The sequence below is a fragment of the Zhenpiania hominis genome (assembly GCF_014333425.1).
GTDB lineage: Bacteria > Bacillota > Clostridia > Peptostreptococcales > Anaerovoracaceae > Hominibacterium > Hominibacterium hominis.
In genome coordinates this window covers 1-21,853 of sequence record NZ_JACRYT010000011.1, presented here as the reverse complement: position 1 = coordinate 21,853, position 21,853 = coordinate 1, and the positions used below count along the sequence as shown (strand labels likewise).

Below are 21,853 nucleotides of genomic sequence, written 5' to 3'. Positions count from 1 at the left end.
TTACTCACCCAGAACACTTACAATGCTGTTGAACACATTTTCCAGTCCGATGGCGCCGTCAATATGCGCGATGTTACCGGCTTTCTCATAATATTCAACCAGCGGCATTGTCTGCGAATTATATACTTCAATTCTGTTCTCTACGGTTTCCGCCGTATCGTCGGCTCTCTGCATCAGCTCTTCGCCGCACTTATCACATACGCCCTCTTTTTTGGGAGGCATATTTTCAATATGATAAGTCGCTCCGCATGCCTTGCAGACCCTTCTGCCGATCAGTCTCGTCATCAGTTCTTCTTTTTCCACGGCAATGTCCAGGACCTTATCGATCTTTTTGCCATGTTTTTTCAGGAATTCATCCAGCTTTTCCGCCTGATAAACCGTTCTCGGAAAACCATCCAGCAGAAAGCCGTCTTTACAGTCATCCTCAAGCAGTCTGGAAGTCGCGATTTCGCATACCAGATCATCGGGAACCAGCTCGCCCTTATCCATGTATTCCTTTGCCTTTTTCCCCAGTTCTGTTCCTTTTTTGATATTCTCTCTGAAGATATCACCGGTGGAAATATGCGGAATATTGTATTTTTCAACAATTTTTACTGCCTGGGTGCCTTTTCCCGCACCCGGAGGGCCTAACAAAATCAGATTCATTTCCTTACCTCCCTACTTAAGGAATCCCTGATAGTTTCTCATAACCATCTGGTTTTCAAGCTGTTTCATTGTATCCAGGGCAACACCGACCGCAATCAGCAGCGATGTTCCTCCAAAATGAAGGTTCAGTCCTGTATACTGGCTGACTATGGTCGGCAGCACCGCTACCGCCGCCAGGAAAACAGCCCCTACAAACGTAATTCTTGTCATTACTTTGTTTAAATATTCAACGGTCGGCTTACCCGGCCGAATGCCTGGGATAAACCCGCCGTTTGCCTTCATATTCTGGGCAACTTCCGTCGGATTAAATGTAACCGCTGTATAGAAGTATGTGAAAAACATAATCAGTATTACGTTAAACACAGCGTATACCCAGACGCCCGGAGAGCCCTGCGGAGAAAGCCATTTGGTAATCCACTGGGATGCCGAGCTGTCAGACGACATGAAATACGTAATCGTCAGCGGAAACTGCAGAAAGGACATGGCGAAGATTACCGGAATAACCCCTGCCTGATTTACTTTCAGCGGTATGTGGGTCGACTGACCTCCATACATTTTCCTTCCTACTACCCGCTTTGCGTACTGTACCGGAATTCTTCTCTGTCCCTGCTGGACTTCGATGATTCCGATAATCACGATAATCGCGAAGATCGCGAACAGCACCAGTGAAATCAGACTCATTGTGCCGTCTGTGTATCTGAGCCATATTTCATGGATTCCGCTCGGCAGTCTGGCAATGATTCCTCCGAAAATAATCAGAGAAATTCCGTTGCCGATTCCGCTTTCGTTGATCTTTTCACCCAGCCACATGAGGAACGAGGTTCCCGCGGACAGGACTAAAACGATTACGGCTACCGAGAAAATATCGGTGCTGATCAGAGCCTGGCGGAACATACCCACCGACATGCCGATGGCCTGAACCAACGCCAGTACTACGGTCAGATAGCGCGTATACTGCGCGATCTTTTTTTGTCCTTCCGTGCCTTCCTTTGCCAGGCGCTCCAGTCTGGGAATCGCGATGGTCAAAAGCTGCAGGATAATGGACGCTGTAATATACGGGGTAATGCTCAGCGCGAAAATTGTAAAGTTGCTGAACGACCCGCCTGAAAACAAGTCAAAGAGCGCAAACAATCCACCCTCAGTATTCATCACCTGGTCGAGATACGTTCTGTCAATGCCAGGAACCGGAATATTTGAGCCAATGCGGAAAATCACCAGCATCAGAAGTGTAAAGATAATCTTCTTCCGGATATCAATGATTTTCCACGCTTTGGTGATTGTTTTGAACATCTCCATTTAAATCACCTCTGCCTTTCCTCCGGCAGATTCAATTTTTTCAATCGCAGATTTACTGAACTTATGCGCCTGGATTGTGATGTTCTTTTCCAGTTCCCCGTTGCCGAGAATTTTAATTCCACCATTTTTCATCTGTTTTACGAGTCCGCTCTCTTGCAGCAGCTCCGGCGTTACTACCGTGCCTGCCTCAAAACGGTTCAGATCGTCAACATTCAGAATGGAATATTCGGTTCTCCAGATATTTGTAAAACCTCTTTTCGGGATTCTTCTGTAAAGAGGCATCTGTCCGCCTTCAAATCCCGGTCTTGTTCCGCCGCCGCTTCTGGAGTTCTGTCCATTCATACCTCTTCCGGCAGTTTTACCCTGACCGGTAGCGGTACCGCGGCCCTTTCTCTTGGGTGCCTTTTTCGCACCCGGAACCGCTCTTAATTCATGCAGTTTCATTTATGCTCGCACCTCCAATCCTATAGCTCTTCTACAGTCAAAAGATGCTTTACCTTATTTACCGCTCCCCAGGTTACCGGCGAGTCAATCAGCTCTACTGACTGGTGCATCTTCTTCAGCCCTAACGCTTCTACAACTTTTCTCTGCTTTGGGGAAGCGCCAATAACACTTTTTGTTAAAGTAACTTTAATCATTTTCGCCATTGTCTCTTCCTCCTTATCCTAAGATTTCGTCTTCTGTCTTTCCTCTCAGACGAGCGACCTTTTCCACAGTCATCAGGCTCTTGAGCCCTTCAATTGTGGCGTAAGCCATATTTCCGGTATTGTTGGAGCCGATGGATTTGGCGCGGATATCCTTTACGCCCGCGGCTTCCAGCACGGTACGTACGGAAGACCCCGCGATAACTCCGGTACCTTCCGCAGCCGGCATCAGGAGAACTCTTCCCGCTCCGAATACGCCCAGAATTCTGTGAGGAATTGTTGTTCCTACTGTCGGAACCTTGATTAATTTTTTCTTTGCATCTTCTGTTGCTTTTCTTACCGCTTCAGGAATTTCCTGAGCCTTGCCGAGACCAACGCCCACGTGACCTTCTCCGTCACCTACTACTACGGTTACGCTGAATCTCATATTTCTACCACCTTTAACTGTCTTCGCTACGCGTCTGATGCTGACGATCGTTTCGTTTAAGTCCAGTTTGGAAGCATCAATTGTATTACGCATTCCTTTTACCTCCTGTTAGAATTTCAATCCAGCTTCGCGGGCTCCGTCCGCAAGTTCTTTCACGCGTCCGTGATAGAGGAATCCGCCTCTGTCAAAAGCGACCGTTTCAATTCCCTTCTCCAGCGCGCGTTTGGCGATCGCTTCTCCGACCTTCTTCGCGGCTTCTTTGTTTCCGCCGTACTCGATCTGGCCTTTCAGTTCTTTATCCAGTGTGGAGGCGGACGCCAGGGTCACTCCATTTACGTCGTCGATAATCTGAACCGAAATGTTCTTATTGCTTCTGAAAACGCAGAGCCTCGGTCTTTCAGGAGTTCCATGAAGGTCTTTTCTGACTCTCTTATGACGTGCCAGACGTCTGTCGTTTCTGCTTTTGTTTGCCATCTTACTTCACTCCTTTCCTTATTTCGCTCCGGTTTTACCTTCTTTTCTGCGGATATATTCACCTGCGTAGCGGATACCCTTGCCCTTATACGGCTCCGGTTTTCTCCACGCGCGAATGTTCGCAGCGTAATTTCCGACAACTGCTTTGTCAATTCCCTTTACAAGGACTTCTGTCGCGGAAGGAGCTTCTGTTGTAATGCCTTCCGGATCTTCCAGCTCTACCGGATGGGAATATCCCAGGCTTAAAACCAACTTTTTACCCTTCTTTTCCGCTTTGTATCCTACACCAACCAGCTCCAGTTTCTTTTCATAGCCTTCGGTTACGCCTGTCACCATGTTCTGGATCAGACTTCTTGCCAGACCGTGCTGTTCTCTGTGGGCTTTCGCATCAGACTGTCTGGAAACTGTTACAGTGTTATCTTTTACTTCTACTGTTAATAACTTGCTGACCTGCTCGGTAAGTTCGCCTTTTGGTCCCTTTACGGTCACTGCATTCTTGTCATCTACTTTGACCTCAACGCCAGCAGGAAGATTAACAGGTTTGATACCGATTCTCGACATTGTTTACCTCCTACCAAACATAACAAACTACTTCGCCGCCAACGCCCAGTTTTCTGGCTTCCTTATCGCTGATTACACCGTTGGAAGTGGAAATAATCGCGATTCCCAGTCCGCCCAGAACTCTCGGAACCTCATTCGCCTTTGCGTAAACTTTCAGGCCCGGCTTCGAAATCTTTTTGATTCCAGTGATAACTCTTTCTTTGTCAGGGCCGTATTTCATCTGCACGCGAATGGTTCCCTGCTTATTGTCGTCTATAACATCAAATCCCTTAATGTAGCCTTCTTCCGTTAAAATCCCCGCGATGGATTTTTTCATCCTCGACGCCGGAATATCAACTGTGTCATGACCTACAGTATTGGCATTTCTGATTCTTGTCAGCATATCTGCTATTGGATCTGTCATTGTCATTACAGTATTTCTCCTTTCCTGACGTTTTACCAGCTTGCTTTTTTTACGCCCGGGATTTCTCCCTTGTAAGCAAGCTCTCTAAAACAGATACGGCATATTCCATACTTTTTCAGTACGGAGTGCGGTCTTCCGCAAATCCTGCATCTGGTATATGCCCGTGTCGAATACTTCGGTTTTCTCTGCTGTTTTACTTTGAGAGATGTCTTTGCCATAGTTCCCTCCTATTATTTCTCAAACGGCATTCCGAGAAGTTCCAGCAGCGCAGCCGCTTCTTCGTCTGTTTTAGCCGTTGTGGTGAATACAATGTTCATGCCCTTAATCATGTCAACCTTGTCATAATTGATTTCCGGGAAGATCAACTGCTCCTTGATCCCCAGGGAGTAATTGCCTCTTCCGTCAAAGGAATTCTTGCTGACACCTTTGAAGTCTCTTACTCTCGGAAGAGCGATATTGATAAATTTATCAACAAAGGTGTACATGTTCTCGCCTCTTAAAGTAACTTTTGCTCCAACCGGCATACCCTGTCTTACTTTAAAGTTAGCGATTGACTTCTTTGCCTTTGTCACAACCGGTTTCTGTCCCGTGATAAGCGCAAGCTCTTCTACTGCGCTTTCCATAATTTTGGCATTGTCTTTCGCTTCGCCCAGTCCCATGTTAATGGTTACCTTTTCCAGCTTTGGAACTTCCATTGTATTCTTGTAGGAGAATTTTTCCATCAGCGCTTTGAACACAGTATTGTCATAAGTTTCCTTTAATCTTGCTGTCAAAATCGTCTCCTCCTTTCTTAGTCGATTACCGTTCCGGTTTTCTTCATAACTCTGACTTTTTTGCCGTTTTCGATCTTATAACCAATCTTGCTTGCAGTCTTTGTCTTTGTATCGTAGTACATAACGTTGGAAATATCCAGCGGTCCCTCCTGATGCTTGATCTCCGCAGGCTCTTTCGGGGTCTGCTTCTGATGCTTTGTCTGCATGTTGATGCCTTCTACGATGACTCTGCCTTCTTTCGGCATTGCTTTAATCACTTTGCCCGTCTTGCCTTTATCTTTTCCAGTAATTACAATTACTGTATCGTCTTTTTTAATCCGCATCCGATCGCCTCCTATAATACTTCCGGCGCCAGGGACACAATTTTCATGAAGCTTTTTTCTCTGAGCTCTCTGGCTACTGGCCCAAAGATACGGGTCCCGACCGGTGTCATATCCTCTTTTAAAATTACAGCTGCGTTCTGGTCGAATTTTACATAGCTGCCGTCGACTCTTCTGGCACCTTTTTTCGTTCTTACCACAACCGCTTTCACAACGTCGCCTTTTTTTACAACGCCGCCCGGTGTTGCGTCTTTTACTGCGCAAACGATTACATCTCCGATGTTCGCATACTGACGGCTGGTACCGCCCAGAATACGAATACACAGAAGTTCTTTCGCACCGGAGTTGTCAGCGACTTTCAGTCTTGTTTCTGTCTGAATCATTCTGGCGCCTCCTTATTTAACCTTCTCTACAATATTCACAAGTCTCCATCTCTTGTCTTTTGAGAGAGGTCTTGTCTCCATAATTCTAACTTTATCACCAATGTTACATTCGTTGTTTTCATCGTGCGCTTTTACTTTTTTCGTTCTCTTTACAGCTTTTCCATAAAGGGAATGTCTTACGAAGTCTTCCAGCGCAACGACAACAGTCTTATCCATCTTGTCGCTGACAACAACGCCAACTCTTGTCTTTCTCAGGTTTCTTTCAACTGTCATATTACATCCTCCTTTCTGTTAGCCGCGAGCCTTTTCAAGCTGCTTTTCTCTGATAATGGTCTTAACCCTCGCGATGTCTCTCTTTGTATCTCTCATTTTAATCGGGTTTTCAAGCTGTCCGGTTACGTGCTGGAATCTCAGGTTGAACAGGTCCTTCTTCATTTTTACCAGTTCCGCGTTGAGCTCTACTTCCGACATTTCTCTCATCTTTTTCAGTTCCATTATGCTTCACCACCCTTTGCTTCCATTTCCTTGATGGCAAATTTACATTTAACAGGCAGTTTGTGAGACGCAAGACGCATCGCCTCTCTTGCCTGAGCTTCTGTTACACCTTCGATTTCGAACATTACTCTGCCCGGTTTTACTACCGCTACCCAGTACTCCGGAGCACCTTTACCGGAACCCATACGTACTTCGGCAGGCTTCTTTGTTACCGGCTTGTGGGGGAAGATTTTGATATAAACCTTACCACCTCTTTTTACGGATCTCGTCATGGCGATTCTGGCCGCCTCGATCTGGTTTGAAGTAATCCAGCCGCATTCTGTAGCTACCAGGCCGTAATCACCGTAAGTTACTTTATTTCCTTTGGTAGCTGTGCCTTTCATTCTGCCTCTGTGGACTCTTCTGCGTTTAACGCGCTTTGGCATTAACATCAGCGTTTCCTCCTCTCTATTGTCTATTCTTCCGCAGCCGTTTCAACAGCTTCGGTGTTCTGTGCTTCGTTAGCCTGCGGTTCTGCCGCTTCTACGGGAGCAGGTTCCGGCTTCTTCCGGATTCTCTGGTTTACAGCCTTTGGAATTTCCGGCTTGTTGTCCATACGTCTCCTGTCGTTTCTTCTTCTGTCGCCGTCTCTTCTCGTTCTTCTGTCGCCGTCTCTTCTTCTCTTGCCGTCTCTTCTGCCGCCTGCTTCCTCCGGAACCGAACTCTTTAATCCCTTATCCAGGATTTCACCATGGTTGATCCATACCTTTACGCCGATCTTTCCATAGGTCGTATCTGCTTCGGCGAATCCGTAGTCGATGTCCGCTCTCAGTGTGTGAAGAGGAACATTGCCTTCGCTGTATTTTTCCGATCTGGCGATTTCCGCGCCGCCCAGTCTTCCGGAAACGAGGACTTTCACGCCCTTAGCTCCGGCTTTCATGGTTCTGCCGATAGCCTGTTTCATGGCTCTTCTGAAAGAAATTCTTCTTTCCAGTGCCTGCGCGATGCTCTCCGCTGTAAGCTGCGCGTCCAGTTCGGATCTTCTCACTTCTTTGATTTCAATCGTAATCTTCTTTTTCGTCATCTTTTCCAGCTCGCCCTTCAGCTCGTCGATGCCGTTTCCGGATCTGCCGATTACCATTCCGGGTTTCGCAGTCAGAATGATGACTTTCAGCTTGTTGTCCGCCTGACGTTCCAGAACGATTTTGGAAACGCCCGCAACATACAGTTTTTTCTTTACAAATTCTCTTACTTTGTTATCTTCAATCAGATAGTCCGCAAAGTTTCCTTTATCTGCATACCATTTGGAATCCCAGTCCTTGATGATGCCCACTCTTAATCCGTGTGGACTTACTTTCTGACCCATTAAATGAACCTCCTATCCTTAATTCTTTTCCTTCAGTGTAACGCCTACATGGCTGCTTCTTTTCAAAATGATTGAAGCTCTTCCCTGAGAACCGGCTCTCCATCTCTTCATGGTCGGTCCCTGGTTGGCGTACACTTCAGCTACATATAAGTTATCAGTGTCCATTTCCTTTACGTCAGCGTTTGCCAGAGCGGACTGAACAACCTTTTCTACGATTTCCGCACCTTTGCCAGGTGTAAATTTTAAAATAGTAAGCGCCTCAGCCACATCTTTTCCTCTTACAAGATCTGCAACAGGCTTAAGCTTGATCGGAGACATTCTTACATATTTTGCAACTGCTTTTGCTTCCATTTTTCATGTTCTCCTTTCTTACTTTACTTTTGATGATTTATCTGCAGCGTGACCTCTGTAAGTTCTGGTCGGAGCAAATTCTCCAAGTCTGTGACCTACCATATCTTCTGTGATATATACCGGTACGTGCTTTCTTCCATCATGCACTGCGATTGTATGTCCCACCATCTGAGGGAATATTGTAGAGGCCCGCGACCATGTTTTGACAACTTTCTTTTCGTTGGCTGCGTTCATGTCATCAATTGCTTTCAGCAGCTTTTTTTCGACGAAAGGGCCCTTTTTCAGTGATCTACCCATTAATCTATGCTCCTTCCTTTATTTCTCATTTCTTCTCTTAACGATATACTTGTCAGAAGCCTTGTTCTTCTTTCTTGTCTTATATCCGAGAGCAGGCTTGCCCCAGGGTGTAACCGGGCTGACACGTCCGATTCCGGCCTTACCTTCACCACCGCCGTGAGGATGGTCATTGGGGTTCATTACGGAACCTCTTACCGTCGGACGGATTCCCATGTGTCTTTTTCTTCCCGCTTTTCCGATCTGGATATTCGCATGGTCCGCGTTGCCGACTTCACCGATGGTCGCTCTGCATTCCAGTCTGATTTTTCTTACTTCCCCGGAAGGCAGTCTCACCTGAGCCTCTTTTCCTTCTTTCGCCATGAGCTGAGCGCCGTTTCCCGCGGATCTTACCATCTGTCCGCCCTTGCCCGGCTTCATTTCAATGTTGTGGATAATGGTACCGACCGGAATGTTTGCCAGCGGAAGAGCGTTTCCAACTTTGATATCCGCTTCCGGTCCGGATACGATTACATCGCCTACCATCAGTTTTTCCGGAGCGATGATGTATCTCTTCTCACCGTCGGCATAGCTGATCAGCGCGATGTTGGCGCTTCTGTTGGGATCGTATTCGATGGTCTTAACCGTTCCCGGAATCCCGTCTTTGTTTCTCTTGAAATCGATGATTCTGTATTTCGGTCTGTATCCGCCGCCTCTGTGTCTTACGGTAATCTTTCCTCTGGAGTTTCTTCCCGCATGCTTTTTCAGCGTTACAGTCAGGGATTTTTCCGGAGTCGTGGATGTGATTTCTTCAAATGTCGAAACCGTCATTCCTCTTAAACCAGGCGTAGTCGGATTGTATTTTCTAATTGCCATTTCTACTGCCTCCTATCTTATAAGCTCTGGAAGAATTCGATTTCCTTACTCTTTTCGGTCAGAGTAACGATTGCCTTCTTGCTGGCGGCAGTCATTCCTACGGTTCTTCCCATTCTCTTTTTCTTTCCTTTAACGTTCATAATGTTGACTTTTTTAACTTCCACTTCAAAGATTTCCTCTACGGCGTGTTTCACTTCCGTTTTATTGGCGTCAACCGCAACTTTGAATGTGTATTTTTTATTCTGCGCATCTTCCATACTTTTTTCGGAGATGACAGGCTTTAAAATGACATCGTAAGCCGTTTTCATTATGCGTACACCTCCTCGATCTTGTTAATCGCGTCTTTTGTAACAATGAAGTTTGTGTGGTTGAGGATTTCGTAAACGTTCATGGTTGTTACCAGCGCGGTTCTCACTCCCGGAATGTTCGCCGCGGAACGGATTACGTTTTCATCCTTTTCCGCCATTACGATGAGCGCCTTTTTCTGCGCTTTTACGTTTTCCAGAACTTTTACCATTTCCTTTGTCTTTGGAGCGTCAAATTTCAGCTCGTCCAGAACAATAATTTCTTTTTCCTCCACCTTTGAGGAGAGTACGGATTTCATCGCCAGTCTCTTTACTTTCTTGGAGACTTTATATCTGTAATCTCTGGGCTTTGGCGCGAATACGATTCCGCCGCCTACCTGGGACGGGTCTGTGGAGCTACCCTGTCTGTGGCGTCCGGTTCCTTTCTGACGGAAAGGCTTTCTGCCGCCGCCTCTTACTTCCGCTCTTGTTTTCGCTGACTGTGTGCCCTGTCTCTGGTTTGCCAGGTAGTTTTTCACTACTTCGTGCACCGCATTCTGGTTAGGCTCGATTCCGAAGATTTCATCGTTCAGTTCGATGGTTCCGGCTTCTGCTCCAGTCATGTTAAGCATCGTTACTTTTGCCATTTTACTTCCTCCCTTCCTGAAGTCTTCTTATTTGTCCTGACCTTTTACTGCGCTCTGAATGCGAACCAGGCCGCCTTTGTTACCCGGTACAGCACCTTTAATCAGCATCAGGTTTCTGTCTTCAATAACTTTTACTAAAATGACGTTCTGTACGGTTACGGTATCGCGTCCCATTCTTCCGGACTCTTTGTTTCCTTTGAAAACTCTTCCCGGATAGGATGCGCCCGCCTTACCGCCAGGCAGTCTCTTATGCTTGGAACCGTGGGTCATCGGGCCTCTTCTGTGGCCGTGCCGTTTGATTTCACCCTGAGTTCCTTTTCCCTTGGAGGTTCCGGTTATGTCCAGCTTCATGCCTTCTTCAAAATCAGCGACAGTAATGGTCTGTCCGATTTCATAGGTTTCGCCGTCTTCCACTCTGAACTCTGCCAGGTGTTTTTTCACCGGAATATCGTTCTTCGCGAAATGTCCGGTCATCGGCTTGTTCACTCTGTGCGGCTTTGTATCTTCAAAGCCCACCTGAACCGCGTTGTAGCCGTCTGTTTCAACCGTCTTAATCTGAGTCACTGTTTCCGGACCCGCCTCGATCACCGTTACAGGCACTACTTCGCCCGCGTCCGTAAAGATCTGAGTCATTCCAAGTTTTTTCCCTAAAATTGTTTTCATATTTTTCCTCCTACATTCTTACAGCGGATTGCTCTGGTTTGGAAGCCTTGCCTATATCTTCGATATAGCGCGCAAGCCTCCTGCAACGATTCCCCAAAACTTGTTTTTGGCTGGAATCAACTGCTGGAAGCCCTATCCCAATTTGCGGAGCAAATTGATGGAAGGTCTCCCGCAAGAAACGCCCAAAACTTGTTTTGGCTGCGTTTTACTGCGCCGCAAAGACCTTTTCCTTAGCTATCCCTCTCATGCAATCTTACTAAGGGGAGTTCCCTTGTCATTTTTTCTGGCTTTCGCCATTTTCTGCTTGCGGGGAGTTCACTTCTCTCCGAATTTACAGTTTGATTTCGATGTCTACGCCTGCCGGCAAATCCAGCTTTGTCAGCGCGTCTGTCGTCTTGGCTGTCGCGCTGGTGATGTCGATCAGTCTCTTGTGAGTTCTCTGTTCGAACTGCTCTCTGGAATCTTTGTACTTGTGTACCGCTCTCAGAATGGTAACAACCTCTTTTTCGGTTGGAAGCGGAATCGGTCCCGATACTTCCGCGCCAGTTTTCTTGGCAGTTTCCACAATTTTCGCCGCACTCTGATCCAGCAGCGCATGATCATAAGCTTTTAACTTGATTCTGATTTTCTGTAATTCGCTCATCTTATCCTCCTGATTTTTCTGTACTGTTTTCGCTATGCTCGTACAAGGGGTTCTAAAGCCTGATTTTCCAAGCGTGCTCCCGTACCTATGCACGTTTTGTTTTGCAGGCACACGGCTCCGTGTGTTTCTTTATTTTTTACACAAAACAAAAGCCGGCGAATCCCTTCGCCCCCATCTGGTGGGGACAATTCTCCGTAGAAATTATCCTATAGCCAGGTAACTTCCTACTTCATCGCCTTACACAAGCTTTTGTAGTATATACCACTTTATCGAAAAAAGCAAGGGTTTTGGTGAATTTTTTTGGTATTTTTTTGACTTTTTTCTGAAGTAAAACGTGTGTGTTTTCAGGCCTTCCAGGTCTCGCCCTTCTAACACGTATCCTGGTGTTTCTTTTCTGAATAATCAAGCACCAATTCTCCCCTGATTCAGCCGCTTTGCCGTTTGTCAAGCAGGCAGAATCCACCAGCTTGCGAGTCCGTATAAGCACCCCTTTGCGCTAACCGCGAACATATCCTGAATTCCAAAAACAAAATTGCGGTTTTATTGCATTTCATCGCATTTTCAACAAAGTATTGCAGCTATTTTGCTAAAATCCGCATTCTTTCTTTATTGCCCTATCCGTTTGTTCGCGCACAACGACTTCCCTCACAAAAATCTAGTGATTTGTTCGCGCATTGAAAGTCGCCTTTCTATTCGCCGCTCCCGCCTTATACAGCAAAGCCGCGGGCAGCCTGTACATCTTAAAAAGTTTAATTTTCTTGTTGACAAAAGCAATTGTTTTTTGTACATTATTTAATAAGAAATGGGTTTTATACCGTATAGCGATTGCTGAGGCGGGGTGCTCGTTTCTTTTTTTATATTTACTATATCATACAAGTATAATTTCCCATTTGCCGCGTACCTTATCAACATCTGCGCAGAAAAAATATTCATTCGTTCCATATTTCCCTTTTCATTATACACAGGCAAGGCAAATCTAGTATTATATCGATACCATCCATACTTCGCATCTAATTTGTGTTTTTCTTTATAATTAGGAGTATACTGTGTTTTTTCCGCAATCTGTATCAACTGTGGGAGATTTTGTGCTGCATTTGCTTTTGCTTTTGCCAAGGTTCCTTTTAAACTTGCTGTATACTCAGAGTTTGCATATTCATCAGGAAAATCCTTGCCGATATGTATTCTATTTTTATTACTTTCAACAACATAGCATGTTCCAATGTATTTTTTCAGATAAATTTCCACAGCATGCCAATCAATTCGCCTTTTCCCCTTAAATTGAATCTTTGAAATTGCGACGATTTTCTTATTATCTCCGTTTCTCATAGTTTTCTCTCATCCCTGTCCCATCTTATACAGTAAAGCCGCGGGCAGTCTGCACAAACCCGCGGCTCTTTCGTTTTATTCGTTCCTTTTCAGCTTTAGTACCCCAGTACTTCGTTGACTAAAATCACATGTACCCGATCCGGAATGGAATTAAATCTCGTTGTCACTGTATAAGAACAGATCGTCTGTCCCGGAGTCAGACACTGTCCGCACTTTCCGGTAAGCGCACAAGGCGTCTGCTTGTCCAGACGAATACAGTTCGGCGGGCAGGCATCGGTTTTGATGCGCGCGATGGCAGCCTCTTCATTTTCCACAATTTTATTCGCTCCCGCAACTACGATCACTTTATTCGGGCCAAAGCACATCGCTGCCACCCGGTTGCCCACGCCGTCAATATTGACCAGTTCTCCGTCCATAGTAATGGCATTGGTGCTGGTCAGATATACATCGGCGGTCAGTGTTCTGCGCCGTTCTTCATAGGCCCGTTCCGGAGGCGCGGCCATTGCGTCGATCACATTGGAAAGGTCCTTTTTGATACCAATCTGATCCAGCGTCGTGGATCCGCCCCAGGAAACAACATCCTCATCCCGAATCATAGCGCGGATCTGTCTCCGCGCGTCTTCCGCTGTTTCACAATAGTAACCTATCATATTCCGTTTTTTCAAATTTCTTATAAGCAATTCGATTTTCCGTTTGTTCGCTTCTTTCACATTCTGTTCCATCTTCGACCTCCTGTTTTCCTTTTTCAACCTTCCCCGATTCGAGTCGTACGCGTCCGCGCCACATAAAAGTTGAATTTCCAGCGCTACACTGTTCAAGTTTATTCGCCGGAGTCCATTTTCTCCCGACTCATAGCCGGATTTACCGCGGCTTTGCACTCAAGTGTAATCTCAGCAGCTTTCATCCCGTATGCCGCTAACTGTTCTATGGTCATACCACGAATCGCGCCATCCAGAACTGCCGCGGAAAACGCGTCTCCCGCTCCTCGCTCATTCTGCATAGGAAGCATCTCATTCGGCCGCAGGATTCCTTCTGAGTCGCCTTCCTTATAATAAACTCCCCCTCCGCTCATCGTGATAAAAATCCGCTTCACACCCTGATCCGCAAACCACTTCCCGGCTTCTTTCAGCTGCTCTTCACTAAAGATTTCCTTTCCGCAGAGTACAGAGGCTTCTCCTCTGTTGGGCTTTATCATATCAAACGCGCCGATAAAATCTCTTACTTTCTCCGCGTCCTCTTCCCTATGAGGGTCTAAAAAGAGCGGGACTTTTATCGTCTCAATCAGATGCCGCAGCACCTCTTCACTCAGACTTCCATCCACACACACAAATTCGGAAGCGTTCAAAAGTTCCTCCGCTTCATCCACAGTTTCCTTCGTAATACAGCCGTATATCTTTTCATCATTCATAATCATCTGCGGATCGCCAATAATATTGAGGACTTCTATCCTCGCAGCTGTACGCTGCCCTTCCTCAAGGCGCAGAAACCGCGTATTGACTCCCGCCTTCTCCATTTCCTGCCGCAGCGCTCTGCCGCTGAAATCATCTCCCGCAGCGCTTACGAAAGCCACATCAGCACCTATACGCCCAAGGTTTTCCGCAATATTATGCCCTGTGCCACTGAAGGACGCAAAAATTTCCCCCTCGTTTTCCTGCTCTGCCATAATCTGATCAAGGGCATTTGCCGTGATCTGCTGTCTTGCTCCGCCGATTACTGTAATTTTACTCATTTTCGTCTCCTTTATGTCTTCTTGTTTTTATCTACAGATATTCCGAAAAAATGCTGCCGCCAATGAACTCCCGCAGGATCGAATTGTTGGGAATGATTGACTCATCTTCAATTACCTCAAAAAAATTCAAAAAGCTGAGAAGCCTCTGGGCATCACTGTATTCAGGTTCTGAGCGCTCGATGGCCTGCAGCAAGGGCTGCGCATGTTTTTTCAAAATTGCCAGCTCATACGCCAGCGCAGAATTAAACAGCACATCCGCTTCCCCATTAAACGGGAAAATATTCTTGTCCTCACCTTTGCGCACTTTCGGCCATGCGGCGATTGTCATCTGCGCTGTATGGCCACGGTACAGATAGTCCCGCACCATTCTCCGGAGCATCCTGGCATCTGTCGTCGGAACCCGGTTGTGACTGTCCACATTGAGCTGCGTAAAGGGGCTGATGTAAATTTTAAACTTTTCTTCGTCCCTTATATATCGGGTAAGCTTTCCGTTCAGCGCATGGATCCCCTCGATCAGAATCGGCTGATATGGTTTTATGGACGTAATCCTCCGCCCAAACGCCTTAGTTCCATTGATAAAGTCGAAAGTAGGAAGATCTACCGTCCTGCCGCTGAGAAGATCATTCATATTACGATTGAACAGATCGATGTCGAGGGCTTCCAGATCTTCATAGTTCGGCTGCCCGTCCGCGTCAAGAGGCGTATCCTTCCTCTCTACAAAGTAGTCATCCGTACCCAGATACAACGGGTCCACTCCATTGACCTTCAGCTGAATACAAAGTCTTCTGGCAAATGTGGTTTTTCCGGAAGAAGATGGGCCTGCAATTAGAATGATACGCTTCCGTTCTTTCACAATCTGATCGGCGATAGCCGCCACTTTTTTTTCATGAAGCGCTTCCGACAAAAGCACCAGTTCCTTATATGCTCCATCTCGCACCTTCTCATTCAAATCCGCCAGATAGGAAACATGCGTAAGCCTGTGCCACTTTTTCGCTTCACCAAAGGCCGCGCACAGCTTTTTCTCATCTACATATTCCGGAATCCGATTCGGATCAGAAGGATATGGGAAACGGAGAATCACACCTCTTCTATATTTTCGCAATTCAAAATAGCGAATGTATCCGGTGGAGGGAACCATATCCCCATAAAAGAAATTTTTATATCCCTCCAGGCTGTAAAACGTTGCCGCTTCTATCTCCGGATGATTTTTCAGAAGGCGGTACTTTTCATCGTATCCGTTTTCTCTTAAAAAATCCACAGCCTCTGCCCACGGCACTTTTTCCTTCTGAATCGGCAGATCCAGTTGGACCAGTTCTTTCATTCTACGTTCCACAGCGCAGACCTGTTGTTCTGTAATGGCTCTTGGAGTTTTTACTTCCGTATAGAGCCCCTTATTGAGAGAGTTCTGTATTTCCACCGGAACATCTCTTCCCAAAACATCCCAGATCGCTTTCAGATAAATCAGGCAAAGGCTGTACTGATAGATTAAATTTGCCGCCTGTGTCCTCATATCCAAAAATTCCACACAGCAGTCCTCAGAAAGCACAGTCGTCAGTTCTTCAACCTCATTATCCACTTTTGCCGCCAGAATCGTATATGGCAGTTCTTTTTCATACTGTTTCAGAAGGGTCTCAATCGTAATCGGCGAATCCAACTGCAGATCAACAACCGACTCTTTCGGTCCCTTTTTTAATTTTATATTCAAATCACATGCCTCCTTAAAGCATTACTGATCAGTATATCATATTTTATGCGGGAATGGACAAAATACCTGTTGAAAGGAGTGATATCTTTGAGGAATTTAATTCTCGCGCTCATCATCATCGGCGCAATCAACTGGGGCCTGATCGGTTTTTTCCAATATGACCTTGTTTCCAGTATTTTCGGTCCAGATCTCCAGATCATCAGCCGAATTATCTTTGCCATTGTCGGTCTGGCCGGACTTTATGCGATTTCATTTTTCTTCCGCAATGGAAAAAATTCCGTCTGACATTCAGACGGAATTTTTACGGAATTAACATGAAAAAGAATTAGCAGTCACACGCCGGCTCACATGTCGATTCGCAGCAATCATTTCCGCATCCGACAATCCCCGGCCGGCAGAATATCATCACAAGGATCAGAAAGAAAAACAGCAGCGATGGATCCATTCCATCTTTTTTGTCATAACATCTCATATGGATATACCTCCTGAAAAGTCTTTTTTCTATCACTATATGCATTCTCTCTGATTCTGTGCCGGGACTCAAACCTCCCGGTCTTCAAGAAGTCTTAGAATTTTCCGCATTTCATCAGGGCGAAGCGTAATACCTCTGGACATGTGTTCATGCTCCGGATCCCAATCCCTTATATCGTACTTGACTGGGTTTCCATTCCACGACACCAAATTCAGTTCCCTGTTCCATCCGGTCGGGTAAGGCTTAATCACGCCAATCTTCTCTTTGATTGTAAATTCAATTTCATTCCTGTCATAATCGCTCATCTCGTATGTATCTCTCCTTTCCCAAAATGATTGCAGGCCCCTTTTCTTCCTGCAACCATATTATATCTTTATTGTAAAAAAATGTCAACTATTTTTTGAACTTCATCCAAAGAATGAACGACCTCGCTGCATACGTGATTTTGACAGAAATAAAAATCATTTCCTTTTTCCGGAATTGGATAATCTTTCAGAAAGGGTGCGAGCTTTTCTATTTTTTCTTGACAGCCCCTCGTTTTTATCAGTATATCCAGATTCAGAGACGACATTTTTTCATCCCGGATCGATTCTTCCCCGACGCCGATCAACTGGCCCCGCCGTTCCTCCTGCAGTACATGTAAAAAGAATCCATGCCCTGCGGGATGAAAGGCTTTCTGCAAAAAGAACTGCTTTTGCTTTTCCCAGGCCTCTCTCCATTTCTGTTTTCCGGTAAAAAAGGACAGTCGCCGCATTACAAGCGCTGCCACGGAATTTCCCGAAGGCATCGCTCCATCATGAATTTCTTTTGGCCGAAAAAGCAGCGTCTCGCTGTCCCGCCCATATAAAAAGCATCCGCCCTTTTCCCAGTCGAAGAACTGCTCCAGCATGCGTTCTCCCAAAAGCTCCGCTTTTTCCAGATATTCAGCATCGTAACAGGCCCCATAGCATTCCAACAGGCCCCAGATAAAAAACGCATAGTCATCCAGTATCCCCGGATACTTGGCTTCGCCCTGCCTCCATCTTGCCATAATCAGACCGTTTCCCATGTGGATGTGCTCCCATAAAAAACCTTCGGCTCTTTGGGCGGCTTTCAGAAATCGGGGACGCTCCATTATGACCGCGGATCTTGCCAAAGCCGCAATCATCAGGCCATTCCAGCCGGTCAGAATTTTATCATCCGTGCCCAGAGAAGCCCTCTCCCTGCGGTAAGCGGACAGCCTCTCCCTAACATCCTTTCTTTCCTGGCGCACATAATCATCGGCTCCAATCAGATTAGGAATACTTTTTCCTTCAAAATTTCCGCCCGCAGTGATATCAAACCGACTGCAGAACTGAAGGCCGTCTGTTTCTCCCAGCACCTGACAGACTTCTCCCGGTGAAAACAAATAAAAAAGGCCCTCTCTTCCGTTGCTGTCCGCATCCTGTCCGCACCAGAACCCGCCTTCCGGATCGGTCAGTTCCTGCTCGATATATTCAAAGATCTGTTCTCCGACCTGTCGGTAAAACGGATTTCCCGTCAGGCTATATGCCTGGGCATACGCCGCAAGCAGCCATGCATTATCATAAAGCATTTTTTCAAAATGAGGAACCAGCCATCGTTCATCCGTCGAGTATCGACAGAACCCGCCTCCGATATGGTCAAAAATTCCGCCTCGGTACATCTGAACCAGCGTCTTTTCCGCCATCTGCATACAAAGCGGATCCTTTTGTCCCATAAGAAACAGCAGATTATGAGCGGACGGAAATTTGGGCGCCGGCCCGAATCCGCCCCATGTTTCATCAAAATTTTTAAAAAACCATCCTGCCGCGGCGTGAAGAAGTTCTTCCTGATCCCAAGCGCTGTCCCTGGCCTTCTCCCCGTTTTCTTGGAGAAACGCCACAACCGTCTGACTATCCGCCTGCAGCCTGCGGCGATCCTGCCTCCAGCTTTTTTCAACAAAAAGAAGAATCTCTATCAATCCTGCAGTCCGCCCGTTCCCTTTTTTCGGAAAATAAGTTCCCGCAAAGAAAGGCTCCTTCTCCGGCGTCATAATGATCGTCAGCGGCCAGCCTCCCGATCCTGTAAGAGCCTGACATGCGGCCATATAGACCGCGTCGATATCCGGTCGTTCTTCCCGATCCACTTTCACAGGCAGGAAGCTCCTATTGAGAATTTCCGCGACTTCCGGATCTTCAAAGGATTCTTCCGCCATCACATGGCACCAGTGGCAGGTAGAATAACCAATACTGAGGAAAACCGGAATGTCCTTCCGACGTGCCTCCAAAAAAACTTCCTCCTCCCAAGGACGCCATTTCACCGGATTGTAAGCATGCTGAAGAAGATAGGGCGACTTTTCATCAATCAGCTGGTTAGCAGCGAAATCTGCTTTGCGATTCTGTGTTTTCATTTAACTTCTCCTTTCCTGAAAATAGAGTTTCCATTTCATGAAAAGGTTATGCATCCCAGCCTATCTCGTAAAATACATTCCTACTACCGCGCACGTCCAGACACACAATGGGTAGCAGGCATAAAAGAACCATTTCGCAAAGCCTCTGTTGGGACCGGATCGTCCGCCATAGAAAAGAATAAAGGGCAGAAGACCAATAATCGACCAATCACAATTTTCCGTAAAAAATAGATTCCAGTCAATGGCGCCGGAAGGAGTGTAGGCGATACTGTTAAAAGCAAGTACTGCGGAAATAGCAATCAACAGCAATGAGATCCACAGCTTTTTGCCATGGAAGAAAAATCCAATCAGAACTACAGGAATGACACAGAATCCACTTTCGGCAAACATCATTGCCAGAATACTGAGCACCGCTCCCGCTGTAATACCGATCATGCGGCTTTCAAGAGAATATCCGTCTTCTCTAACCCAGTTAAAAACCCACATCGCGCCAAATCCGGCAGCCAGAGTCAAAAACATCCCGTATTCCAAAGGCAGATTATTCCCTGTCAGATACGCTACCAGGTGATTCCCCGCATACATGACAACTCCCGCAATAAGAAGGCGTACCAGATACTTGATCCTGCTTGACGTATGATAAAATCCTTCCGTCAGCACAAACGCAAATAAAACCGCGGAAATCCGAAAGAAAATCCGGTAATAAGGAAAAATCTCTCCTCCTAAGACAAGCGGCACACTGCCCAGTATCATAGCACAAAATCCGATTATTTTCAGAGCAAATGAAGTCAGCCCTTTTTTCTCCATATCCGCATCCCCCTCTTTCGAAAGTTTTCTTTTTTTATTCTATTTAACAAATCTTAAAAATTACACGATAAAAATCTTAACAAAAGTTCTTCTTTTCTCTTTTAGGCCATCGGTCAGCATAAAAAAGAAATCACCCGCAGCACCTCGAAATAGTCGCGGGACGAAAATACGACCGTATTATCGTCTCTTTTTTGAACTCCCGGAAAATATGAAAATTTTTCCGCGTCAGAGGTCTTTTTATAGCAGATTTCAAGCTCATATGTCTGAGGCAGGTTCGGCAGCGCAGATCGCAAGTCCTGGTTCAGCGCCGTCTTTACCCCCTCTTTGATCCATTTCAAAACTGCTTTTGGATTGTAATTAACGGTAGCTCCGCCGCAGCCTTCTTTTACCGGACAGGTAACCAGCCGCGGATGCAGTCCTTTGCTGGTTTCACACAAATTCTTGTCTCCGGAAAGAAATACAGAAGGCACTCCTTCCAGCGCCGCCGCATAGCTGTAAAGCAAAAATTCGCTGGCAAGGGCTCCGTTCAGTTTGACGGAAAGAGGGTTCAGGCTTTCTGTATGAGAAAGAGGATTCCCTTCGCTGGATGCCGCAGAATGATAGCCGATAAAAATCGCCGCGTCAAAGCTGGGATCAATTCCATATACCATGGAGTACGGATGACCGGACCAGCCCCGAATCAGGGTAACGTTTTCAGGAAGCTTCCAGATATCCAGATTGTTCCCATCCTCGTGGGCATCCCGCACTACAATTTCCGAAGCCCCGGCTTCACTGGCAGCCTCACAGGCAGCGATTACTTCCATGGTCATCTGCTGCGCGTGCAGTCTGTAATCTTCGCTCCCTTTTTCCGTTTCCGGCCACAGGGTTGTCGTTGCGACGCCTTCAATGTCCGCGCTGATAAAAATTTTCATATCCGTTCCCTCCTGCCGCTTTCCATAAAGGGTCCTGCTTAACGGACCGCAAAATTTTATCCATATTTTACAATTTAGCACCCGCTATTGTCTTTGTCAATCCGCTTTTGGAAAATTAACCGCCCGCAAACGTACATCAAAAAAGAAAAACCCGCCAGACGCCTAATTTGCTGCGCCTCAGCGGGTTTTCCACCTGGAGCGGATGAGGCCTTTCGCTTTTTAGTCACGTTACACCTATATAAATAGGTAGTTTTTTATAGCAATAATAAAAGCCCCGGTCTCCCGGGGCGGATTATTACTTTACTCTGACCTTGTATTTTGTCTTGGCGCAGATCCAGCCGGAAGGAATTTTCAGCCAGATATAGCTGCCGTTTTTCTTAATTTTCTTTACTGTGACTTTTGTCCCCCTCTTCAGTACGGCATTTGCGCTGGCCTTTGTTTTTGTTGCGTGTTTTTTTCCGCTTGCAGTCAGTTCCCGAACCTTCTTAATCCGATATTTCTTTCCGGCTCCCGTACGCACGTTGACATTGCATTGCAGTTCGTAAACTCTTCCCACCTTATATGAGGCGCTGACTGGCTTCCTCGCAGATGTTTTCTCTTTTTTTAGATAACATGTCCACAAGACTTTAATTAACCCTCTCATGGTCGTTTCGTAGCAGTGCCAACCATCATTTTTCCTGGCTCCAGGATCACGCATGTACAGATAATGCTTGCCGTTCTTTTTCTTGTACGCAGTTGCCGCTAAATAATGCCCGCCGGAAGTCCATGTGACACCGCCTCGTGTGCCGGCGCGGAACAGGATGATGGCATAGCGATTACCCTTTTCCATTTCTTTAAAAAATGAGGTCATGTTGTCGTGACGTGTTACTTTAAATCCGTAACGTTCCAAGCAGGTATCAATTCCGTCCCACGCCGTTCCGTTTCCGGCGATGGCATAATCATTTTTAATCATAAATGCCCGAGTGCTGTTCGGTGTACGATGTTTATGTTTTTTATTATTCACGATAATATCCG

General features: G+C 46.3%; 34 protein-coding genes. 1 reads left to right on the top strand and 33 read right to left on the bottom strand.

All coding sequences use genetic code 11. The features are described from left to right. The 27 genes from H9L42_RS10440 to H9L42_RS10310 all read right to left on the bottom strand — a co-directional run bounded on the left by H9L42_RS10440 (position 1) and on the right by H9L42_RS10310 (position 16,263). The gene (locus H9L42_RS10440; protein WP_187303352.1) at positions 1 to 645 is read right to left on the bottom strand and encodes an adenylate kinase; all 645 of its coding nucleotides are present in this window, start codon (positions 643 to 645) and stop codon (positions 1 to 3) included. Between the two features lie 12 nt (positions 646 to 657). Next, positions 658 to 1,935 (bottom strand): preprotein translocase subunit SecY, encoded by a 1,278-nt coding sequence (gene secY / locus H9L42_RS10435; RefSeq protein ID WP_187303423.1) that lies wholly within the window; start codon positions 1,933 to 1,935, stop codon positions 658 to 660. Positions 1,936 to 1,941: 6 nt separating this feature from the next. Then, positions 1,942 to 2,385: a 50S ribosomal protein L15 gene (rplO, locus tag H9L42_RS10430; RefSeq protein ID WP_187303351.1), complete on the bottom strand. Its 444-nt coding sequence runs from the start codon at positions 2,383 to 2,385 to the stop codon at positions 1,942 to 1,944. Between the two features lie 20 nt (positions 2,386 to 2,405). Beyond that, positions 2,406 to 2,588, bottom strand: coding sequence for a 50S ribosomal protein L30 (rpmD, locus tag H9L42_RS10425; protein ID WP_187303350.1), 183 nt, complete (start codon positions 2,586 to 2,588; stop codon positions 2,406 to 2,408). A 13-nt stretch (positions 2,589 to 2,601) separates the two neighbouring features. After that, positions 2,602 to 3,105, bottom strand: a complete 504-nt coding sequence (gene rpsE, locus H9L42_RS10420; protein ID WP_187303349.1) for a 30S ribosomal protein S5 — start codon at positions 3,103 to 3,105, stop codon at positions 2,602 to 2,604. Positions 3,106 to 3,120: 15 nt separating this feature from the next. Then, positions 3,121 to 3,486, bottom strand: coding sequence for a 50S ribosomal protein L18 (rplR, locus tag H9L42_RS10415; RefSeq protein WP_187303348.1), 366 nt, complete (start codon positions 3,484 to 3,486; stop codon positions 3,121 to 3,123). A gap of 18 nt (positions 3,487 to 3,504) precedes the next feature. After that, positions 3,505 to 4,047, bottom strand: a complete 543-nt coding sequence (gene rplF, locus H9L42_RS10410; protein WP_187303347.1) for a 50S ribosomal protein L6 — start codon at positions 4,045 to 4,047, stop codon at positions 3,505 to 3,507. Positions 4,048 to 4,057: 10 nt separating this feature from the next. Beyond that, a complete protein-coding gene (rpsH, locus tag H9L42_RS10405) occupies positions 4,058 to 4,456 on the bottom strand; it encodes a 30S ribosomal protein S8 (RefSeq protein ID WP_187303346.1) in 399 nt (132 codons plus the stop codon). A gap of 26 nt (positions 4,457 to 4,482) precedes the next feature. Then, positions 4,483 to 4,668: a type Z 30S ribosomal protein S14 gene (locus tag H9L42_RS10400; RefSeq protein WP_187303345.1), complete on the bottom strand. Its 186-nt coding sequence runs from the start codon at positions 4,666 to 4,668 to the stop codon at positions 4,483 to 4,485. 12 nt (positions 4,669 to 4,680) lie between these two features. Continuing rightward, complete coding sequence (rplE, locus tag H9L42_RS10395; protein ID WP_187303344.1) at positions 4,681 to 5,223, bottom strand: 50S ribosomal protein L5; 543 nt, start codon at positions 5,221 to 5,223, stop codon at positions 4,681 to 4,683. A gap of 17 nt (positions 5,224 to 5,240) precedes the next feature. Next, positions 5,241 to 5,546, bottom strand: coding sequence for a 50S ribosomal protein L24 (gene rplX, locus H9L42_RS10390; protein WP_187303343.1), 306 nt, complete (start codon positions 5,544 to 5,546; stop codon positions 5,241 to 5,243). Between the two features lie 11 nt (positions 5,547 to 5,557). Continuing rightward, positions 5,558 to 5,926 (bottom strand): 50S ribosomal protein L14, encoded by a 369-nt coding sequence (gene rplN / locus H9L42_RS10385; protein ID WP_187303342.1) that lies wholly within the window; start codon positions 5,924 to 5,926, stop codon positions 5,558 to 5,560. A gap of 12 nt (positions 5,927 to 5,938) precedes the next feature. Next, complete coding sequence (gene rpsQ, locus H9L42_RS10380) at positions 5,939 to 6,199, bottom strand: 30S ribosomal protein S17 (protein ID WP_148396183.1); 261 nt, start codon at positions 6,197 to 6,199, stop codon at positions 5,939 to 5,941. Positions 6,200 to 6,217: 18 nt separating this feature from the next. Next, entirely contained in the window at positions 6,218 to 6,421 is a 204-nt protein-coding gene (rpmC, locus tag H9L42_RS10375; protein ID WP_187303341.1) for a 50S ribosomal protein L29, read from the bottom strand. Then, positions 6,421 to 6,852 carry a 50S ribosomal protein L16 gene (rplP, locus tag H9L42_RS10370; RefSeq protein ID WP_187303340.1) on the bottom strand — a complete coding sequence of 144 codons (432 nt, stop codon included), beginning with the start codon at positions 6,850 to 6,852 and terminating at the stop codon, positions 6,421 to 6,423. The genes rpmC and rplP overlap by 1 nt, the downstream gene beginning before the upstream one ends. 23 nt (positions 6,853 to 6,875) lie before the next feature. After that, positions 6,876 to 7,766 (bottom strand): 30S ribosomal protein S3, encoded by an 891-nt coding sequence (gene rpsC / locus H9L42_RS10365; protein ID WP_187303339.1) that lies wholly within the window; start codon positions 7,764 to 7,766, stop codon positions 6,876 to 6,878. An 18-nt stretch (positions 7,767 to 7,784) separates the two neighbouring features. Next, the gene (gene rplV / locus H9L42_RS10360) at positions 7,785 to 8,117 is read right to left on the bottom strand and encodes a 50S ribosomal protein L22 (RefSeq protein ID WP_187303338.1); all 333 of its coding nucleotides are present in this window, start codon (positions 8,115 to 8,117) and stop codon (positions 7,785 to 7,787) included. An 18-nt stretch (positions 8,118 to 8,135) separates the two neighbouring features. Further along, on the bottom strand, positions 8,136 to 8,414 hold the full coding sequence (rpsS, locus tag H9L42_RS10355) for a 30S ribosomal protein S19 (RefSeq protein ID WP_187303337.1): 279 nt from the start codon (positions 8,412 to 8,414) through the stop codon (positions 8,136 to 8,138). A gap of 18 nt (positions 8,415 to 8,432) precedes the next feature. After that, on the bottom strand, positions 8,433 to 9,266 hold the full coding sequence (rplB, locus tag H9L42_RS10350; RefSeq protein ID WP_187303336.1) for a 50S ribosomal protein L2: 834 nt from the start codon (positions 9,264 to 9,266) through the stop codon (positions 8,433 to 8,435). A gap of 17 nt (positions 9,267 to 9,283) precedes the next feature. Beyond that, positions 9,284 to 9,574 carry a 50S ribosomal protein L23 gene (rplW, locus tag H9L42_RS10345; RefSeq protein WP_187303335.1) on the bottom strand — a complete coding sequence of 97 codons (291 nt, stop codon included), beginning with the start codon at positions 9,572 to 9,574 and terminating at the stop codon, positions 9,284 to 9,286. Next, a complete protein-coding gene (gene rplD / locus H9L42_RS10340) occupies positions 9,574 to 10,197 on the bottom strand; it encodes a 50S ribosomal protein L4 (protein WP_187303334.1) in 624 nt (207 codons plus the stop codon). The genes rplW and rplD overlap by 1 nt, the downstream gene beginning before the upstream one ends. A gap of 27 nt (positions 10,198 to 10,224) precedes the next feature. Continuing rightward, the gene (gene rplC / locus H9L42_RS10335; RefSeq protein ID WP_187303333.1) at positions 10,225 to 10,860 is read right to left on the bottom strand and encodes a 50S ribosomal protein L3; all 636 of its coding nucleotides are present in this window, start codon (positions 10,858 to 10,860) and stop codon (positions 10,225 to 10,227) included. Between the two features lie 331 nt (positions 10,861 to 11,191). After that, positions 11,192 to 11,503 (bottom strand): 30S ribosomal protein S10, encoded by a 312-nt coding sequence (rpsJ, locus tag H9L42_RS10330; protein ID WP_160220281.1) that lies wholly within the window; start codon positions 11,501 to 11,503, stop codon positions 11,192 to 11,194. Between the two features lie 792 nt (positions 11,504 to 12,295). Further along, positions 12,296 to 12,829, bottom strand: coding sequence for a hypothetical protein (locus H9L42_RS10325; protein WP_187303332.1), 534 nt, complete (start codon positions 12,827 to 12,829; stop codon positions 12,296 to 12,298). A 95-nt stretch (positions 12,830 to 12,924) separates the two neighbouring features. Next, positions 12,925 to 13,551 carry a lactate utilization protein gene (locus H9L42_RS10320; RefSeq protein WP_187303331.1) on the bottom strand — a complete coding sequence of 209 codons (627 nt, stop codon included), beginning with the start codon at positions 13,549 to 13,551 and terminating at the stop codon, positions 12,925 to 12,927. Between the two features lie 98 nt (positions 13,552 to 13,649). Beyond that, positions 13,650 to 14,558 carry a carbohydrate kinase family protein gene (locus tag H9L42_RS10315; protein WP_187303330.1) on the bottom strand — a complete coding sequence of 303 codons (909 nt, stop codon included), beginning with the start codon at positions 14,556 to 14,558 and terminating at the stop codon, positions 13,650 to 13,652. Positions 14,559 to 14,589: 31 nt separating this feature from the next. Then, positions 14,590 to 16,263 (bottom strand): nucleoside kinase, encoded by a 1,674-nt coding sequence (locus tag H9L42_RS10310; RefSeq protein WP_187303329.1) that lies wholly within the window; start codon positions 16,261 to 16,263, stop codon positions 14,590 to 14,592. Between the two features lie 87 nt (positions 16,264 to 16,350). Between H9L42_RS10310 and H9L42_RS10305 the strand changes: the two genes are divergently transcribed. After that, positions 16,351 to 16,548 (top strand): DUF378 domain-containing protein, encoded by a 198-nt coding sequence (locus H9L42_RS10305; protein ID WP_243235752.1) that lies wholly within the window; start codon positions 16,351 to 16,353, stop codon positions 16,546 to 16,548. Positions 16,549 to 16,588: 40 nt separating this feature from the next. On the opposite strand, the gene H9L42_RS10300 is transcribed toward H9L42_RS10305, so the two are convergent. From H9L42_RS10300 to H9L42_RS10275, 6 genes are all read right to left on the bottom strand, one after another. After that, positions 16,589 to 16,735: a hypothetical protein gene (locus H9L42_RS10300; protein WP_187303327.1), complete on the bottom strand. Its 147-nt coding sequence runs from the start codon at positions 16,733 to 16,735 to the stop codon at positions 16,589 to 16,591. A gap of 68 nt (positions 16,736 to 16,803) precedes the next feature. Continuing rightward, positions 16,804 to 17,040 (bottom strand): YdbC family protein, encoded by a 237-nt coding sequence (locus tag H9L42_RS10295; protein ID WP_187303326.1) that lies wholly within the window; start codon positions 17,038 to 17,040, stop codon positions 16,804 to 16,806. A gap of 68 nt (positions 17,041 to 17,108) precedes the next feature. Beyond that, the gene (locus H9L42_RS10290) at positions 17,109 to 19,124 is read right to left on the bottom strand and encodes a thioredoxin domain-containing protein (protein ID WP_187303325.1); all 2,016 of its coding nucleotides are present in this window, start codon (positions 19,122 to 19,124) and stop codon (positions 17,109 to 17,111) included. 60 nt (positions 19,125 to 19,184) lie between these two features. Then, complete coding sequence (locus tag H9L42_RS10285; RefSeq protein ID WP_187303324.1) at positions 19,185 to 19,928, bottom strand: TraX family protein; 744 nt, start codon at positions 19,926 to 19,928, stop codon at positions 19,185 to 19,187. Between the two features lie 113 nt (positions 19,929 to 20,041). Further along, positions 20,042 to 20,839 carry a M55 family metallopeptidase gene (locus tag H9L42_RS10280; protein WP_187303323.1) on the bottom strand — a complete coding sequence of 266 codons (798 nt, stop codon included), beginning with the start codon at positions 20,837 to 20,839 and terminating at the stop codon, positions 20,042 to 20,044. 295 nt (positions 20,840 to 21,134) lie between these two features. Beyond that, a partial coding sequence (locus tag H9L42_RS10275) for a C39 family peptidase (RefSeq protein ID WP_207734961.1) occupies positions 21,135 to 21,853 on the bottom strand: 719 nt, incomplete at its 5' end.

What these genes read in the sequence shown, in the direction of transcription:
- rpmD (WP_187303350.1), bottom strand. Translation starts at nt 2,588, where the DNA reads ATGGCGAAAATGATTAAAGTTACTTTAACAAAAAGTGTTATTGGCGCT.
- H9L42_RS10285 (WP_187303324.1), bottom strand. Translation starts at nt 19,928, where the DNA reads ATGGAGAAAAAAGGGCTGACTTCATTTGCTCTGAAAATAATCGGATTT.
- H9L42_RS10300 (WP_187303327.1), bottom strand. Translation starts at nt 16,735, where the DNA reads ATGAGATGTTATGACAAAAAAGATGGAATGGATCCATCGCTGCTGTTT.
- H9L42_RS10325 (WP_187303332.1), bottom strand. Translation starts at nt 12,829, where the DNA reads ATGAGAAACGGAGATAATAAGAAAATCGTCGCAATTTCAAAGATTCAA.
- rplX (WP_187303343.1), bottom strand. Translation starts at nt 5,546, where the DNA reads ATGCGGATTAAAAAAGACGATACAGTAATTGTAATTACTGGAAAAGAT.
- rplD (WP_187303334.1), bottom strand. Translation starts at nt 10,197, where the DNA reads ATGGCAAAAGTAACGATGCTTAACATGACTGGAGCAGAAGCCGGAACC.
- rpsE (WP_187303349.1), bottom strand. Translation starts at nt 3,105, where the DNA reads ATGCGTAATACAATTGATGCTTCCAAACTGGACTTAAACGAAACGATC.
- rplP (WP_187303340.1), bottom strand. Translation starts at nt 6,852, where the DNA reads ATGTTAATGCCAAAGCGCGTTAAACGCAGAAGAGTCCACAGAGGCAGA.
- H9L42_RS10320 (WP_187303331.1), bottom strand. Translation starts at nt 13,551, where the DNA reads ATGGAACAGAATGTGAAAGAAGCGAACAAACGGAAAATCGAATTGCTT.
- rplV (WP_187303338.1), bottom strand. Translation starts at nt 8,117, where the DNA reads ATGGAAGCAAAAGCAGTTGCAAAATATGTAAGAATGTCTCCGATCAAG.
- rplR (WP_187303348.1), bottom strand. Translation starts at nt 3,486, where the DNA reads ATGGCAAACAAAAGCAGAAACGACAGACGTCTGGCACGTCATAAGAGA.
- rplO (WP_187303351.1), bottom strand. Translation starts at nt 2,385, where the DNA reads ATGAAACTGCATGAATTAAGAGCGGTTCCGGGTGCGAAAAAGGCACCC.
- rplB (WP_187303336.1), bottom strand. Translation starts at nt 9,266, where the DNA reads ATGGCAATTAGAAAATACAATCCGACTACGCCTGGTTTAAGAGGAATG.
- rplW (WP_187303335.1), bottom strand. Translation starts at nt 9,574, where the DNA reads ATGAAAACGGCTTACGATGTCATTTTAAAGCCTGTCATCTCCGAAAAA.
- rpsJ (WP_160220281.1), bottom strand. Translation starts at nt 11,503, where the DNA reads ATGAGCGAATTACAGAAAATCAGAATCAAGTTAAAAGCTTATGATCAT.
- rpmC (WP_187303341.1), bottom strand. Translation starts at nt 6,421, where the DNA reads ATGGAACTGAAAAAGATGAGAGAAATGTCGGAAGTAGAGCTCAACGCG.
- H9L42_RS10295 (WP_187303326.1), bottom strand. Translation starts at nt 17,040, where the DNA reads ATGAGCGATTATGACAGGAATGAAATTGAATTTACAATCAAAGAGAAG.
- H9L42_RS10400 (WP_187303345.1), bottom strand. Translation starts at nt 4,668, where the DNA reads ATGGCAAAGACATCTCTCAAAGTAAAACAGCAGAGAAAACCGAAGTAT.
- H9L42_RS10440 (WP_187303352.1), bottom strand. Translation starts at nt 645, where the DNA reads ATGAATCTGATTTTGTTAGGCCCTCCGGGTGCGGGAAAAGGCACCCAG.
- rplN (WP_187303342.1), bottom strand. Translation starts at nt 5,926, where the DNA reads ATGATTCAGACAGAAACAAGACTGAAAGTCGCTGACAACTCCGGTGCG.
- H9L42_RS10315 (WP_187303330.1), bottom strand. Translation starts at nt 14,558, where the DNA reads ATGAGTAAAATTACAGTAATCGGCGGAGCAAGACAGCAGATCACGGCA.
- rpsH (WP_187303346.1), bottom strand. Translation starts at nt 4,456, where the DNA reads ATGACAATGACAGATCCAATAGCAGATATGCTGACAAGAATCAGAAAT.
- rpsQ (WP_148396183.1), bottom strand. Translation starts at nt 6,199, where the DNA reads ATGACAGTTGAAAGAAACCTGAGAAAGACAAGAGTTGGCGTTGTTGTC.
- rpsC (WP_187303339.1), bottom strand. Translation starts at nt 7,766, where the DNA reads ATGGGTCAGAAAGTAAGTCCACACGGATTAAGAGTGGGCATCATCAAG.
- secY (WP_187303423.1), bottom strand. Translation starts at nt 1,935, where the DNA reads ATGTTCAAAACAATCACCAAAGCGTGGAAAATCATTGATATCCGGAAG.
- H9L42_RS10290 (WP_187303325.1), bottom strand. Translation starts at nt 19,124, where the DNA reads ATGAAAACACAGAATCGCAAAGCAGATTTCGCTGCTAACCAGCTGATT.
- rpsS (WP_187303337.1), bottom strand. Translation starts at nt 8,414, where the DNA reads ATGGGTAGATCACTGAAAAAGGGCCCTTTCGTCGAAAAAAAGCTGCTG.
- H9L42_RS10280 (WP_187303323.1), bottom strand. Translation starts at nt 20,839, where the DNA reads ATGAAAATTTTTATCAGCGCGGACATTGAAGGCGTCGCAACGACAACC.
- rplF (WP_187303347.1), bottom strand. Translation starts at nt 4,047, where the DNA reads ATGTCGAGAATCGGTATCAAACCTGTTAATCTTCCTGCTGGCGTTGAG.
- rplC (WP_187303333.1), bottom strand. Translation starts at nt 10,860, where the DNA reads ATGAAAACAATTTTAGGGAAAAAACTTGGAATGACTCAGATCTTTACG.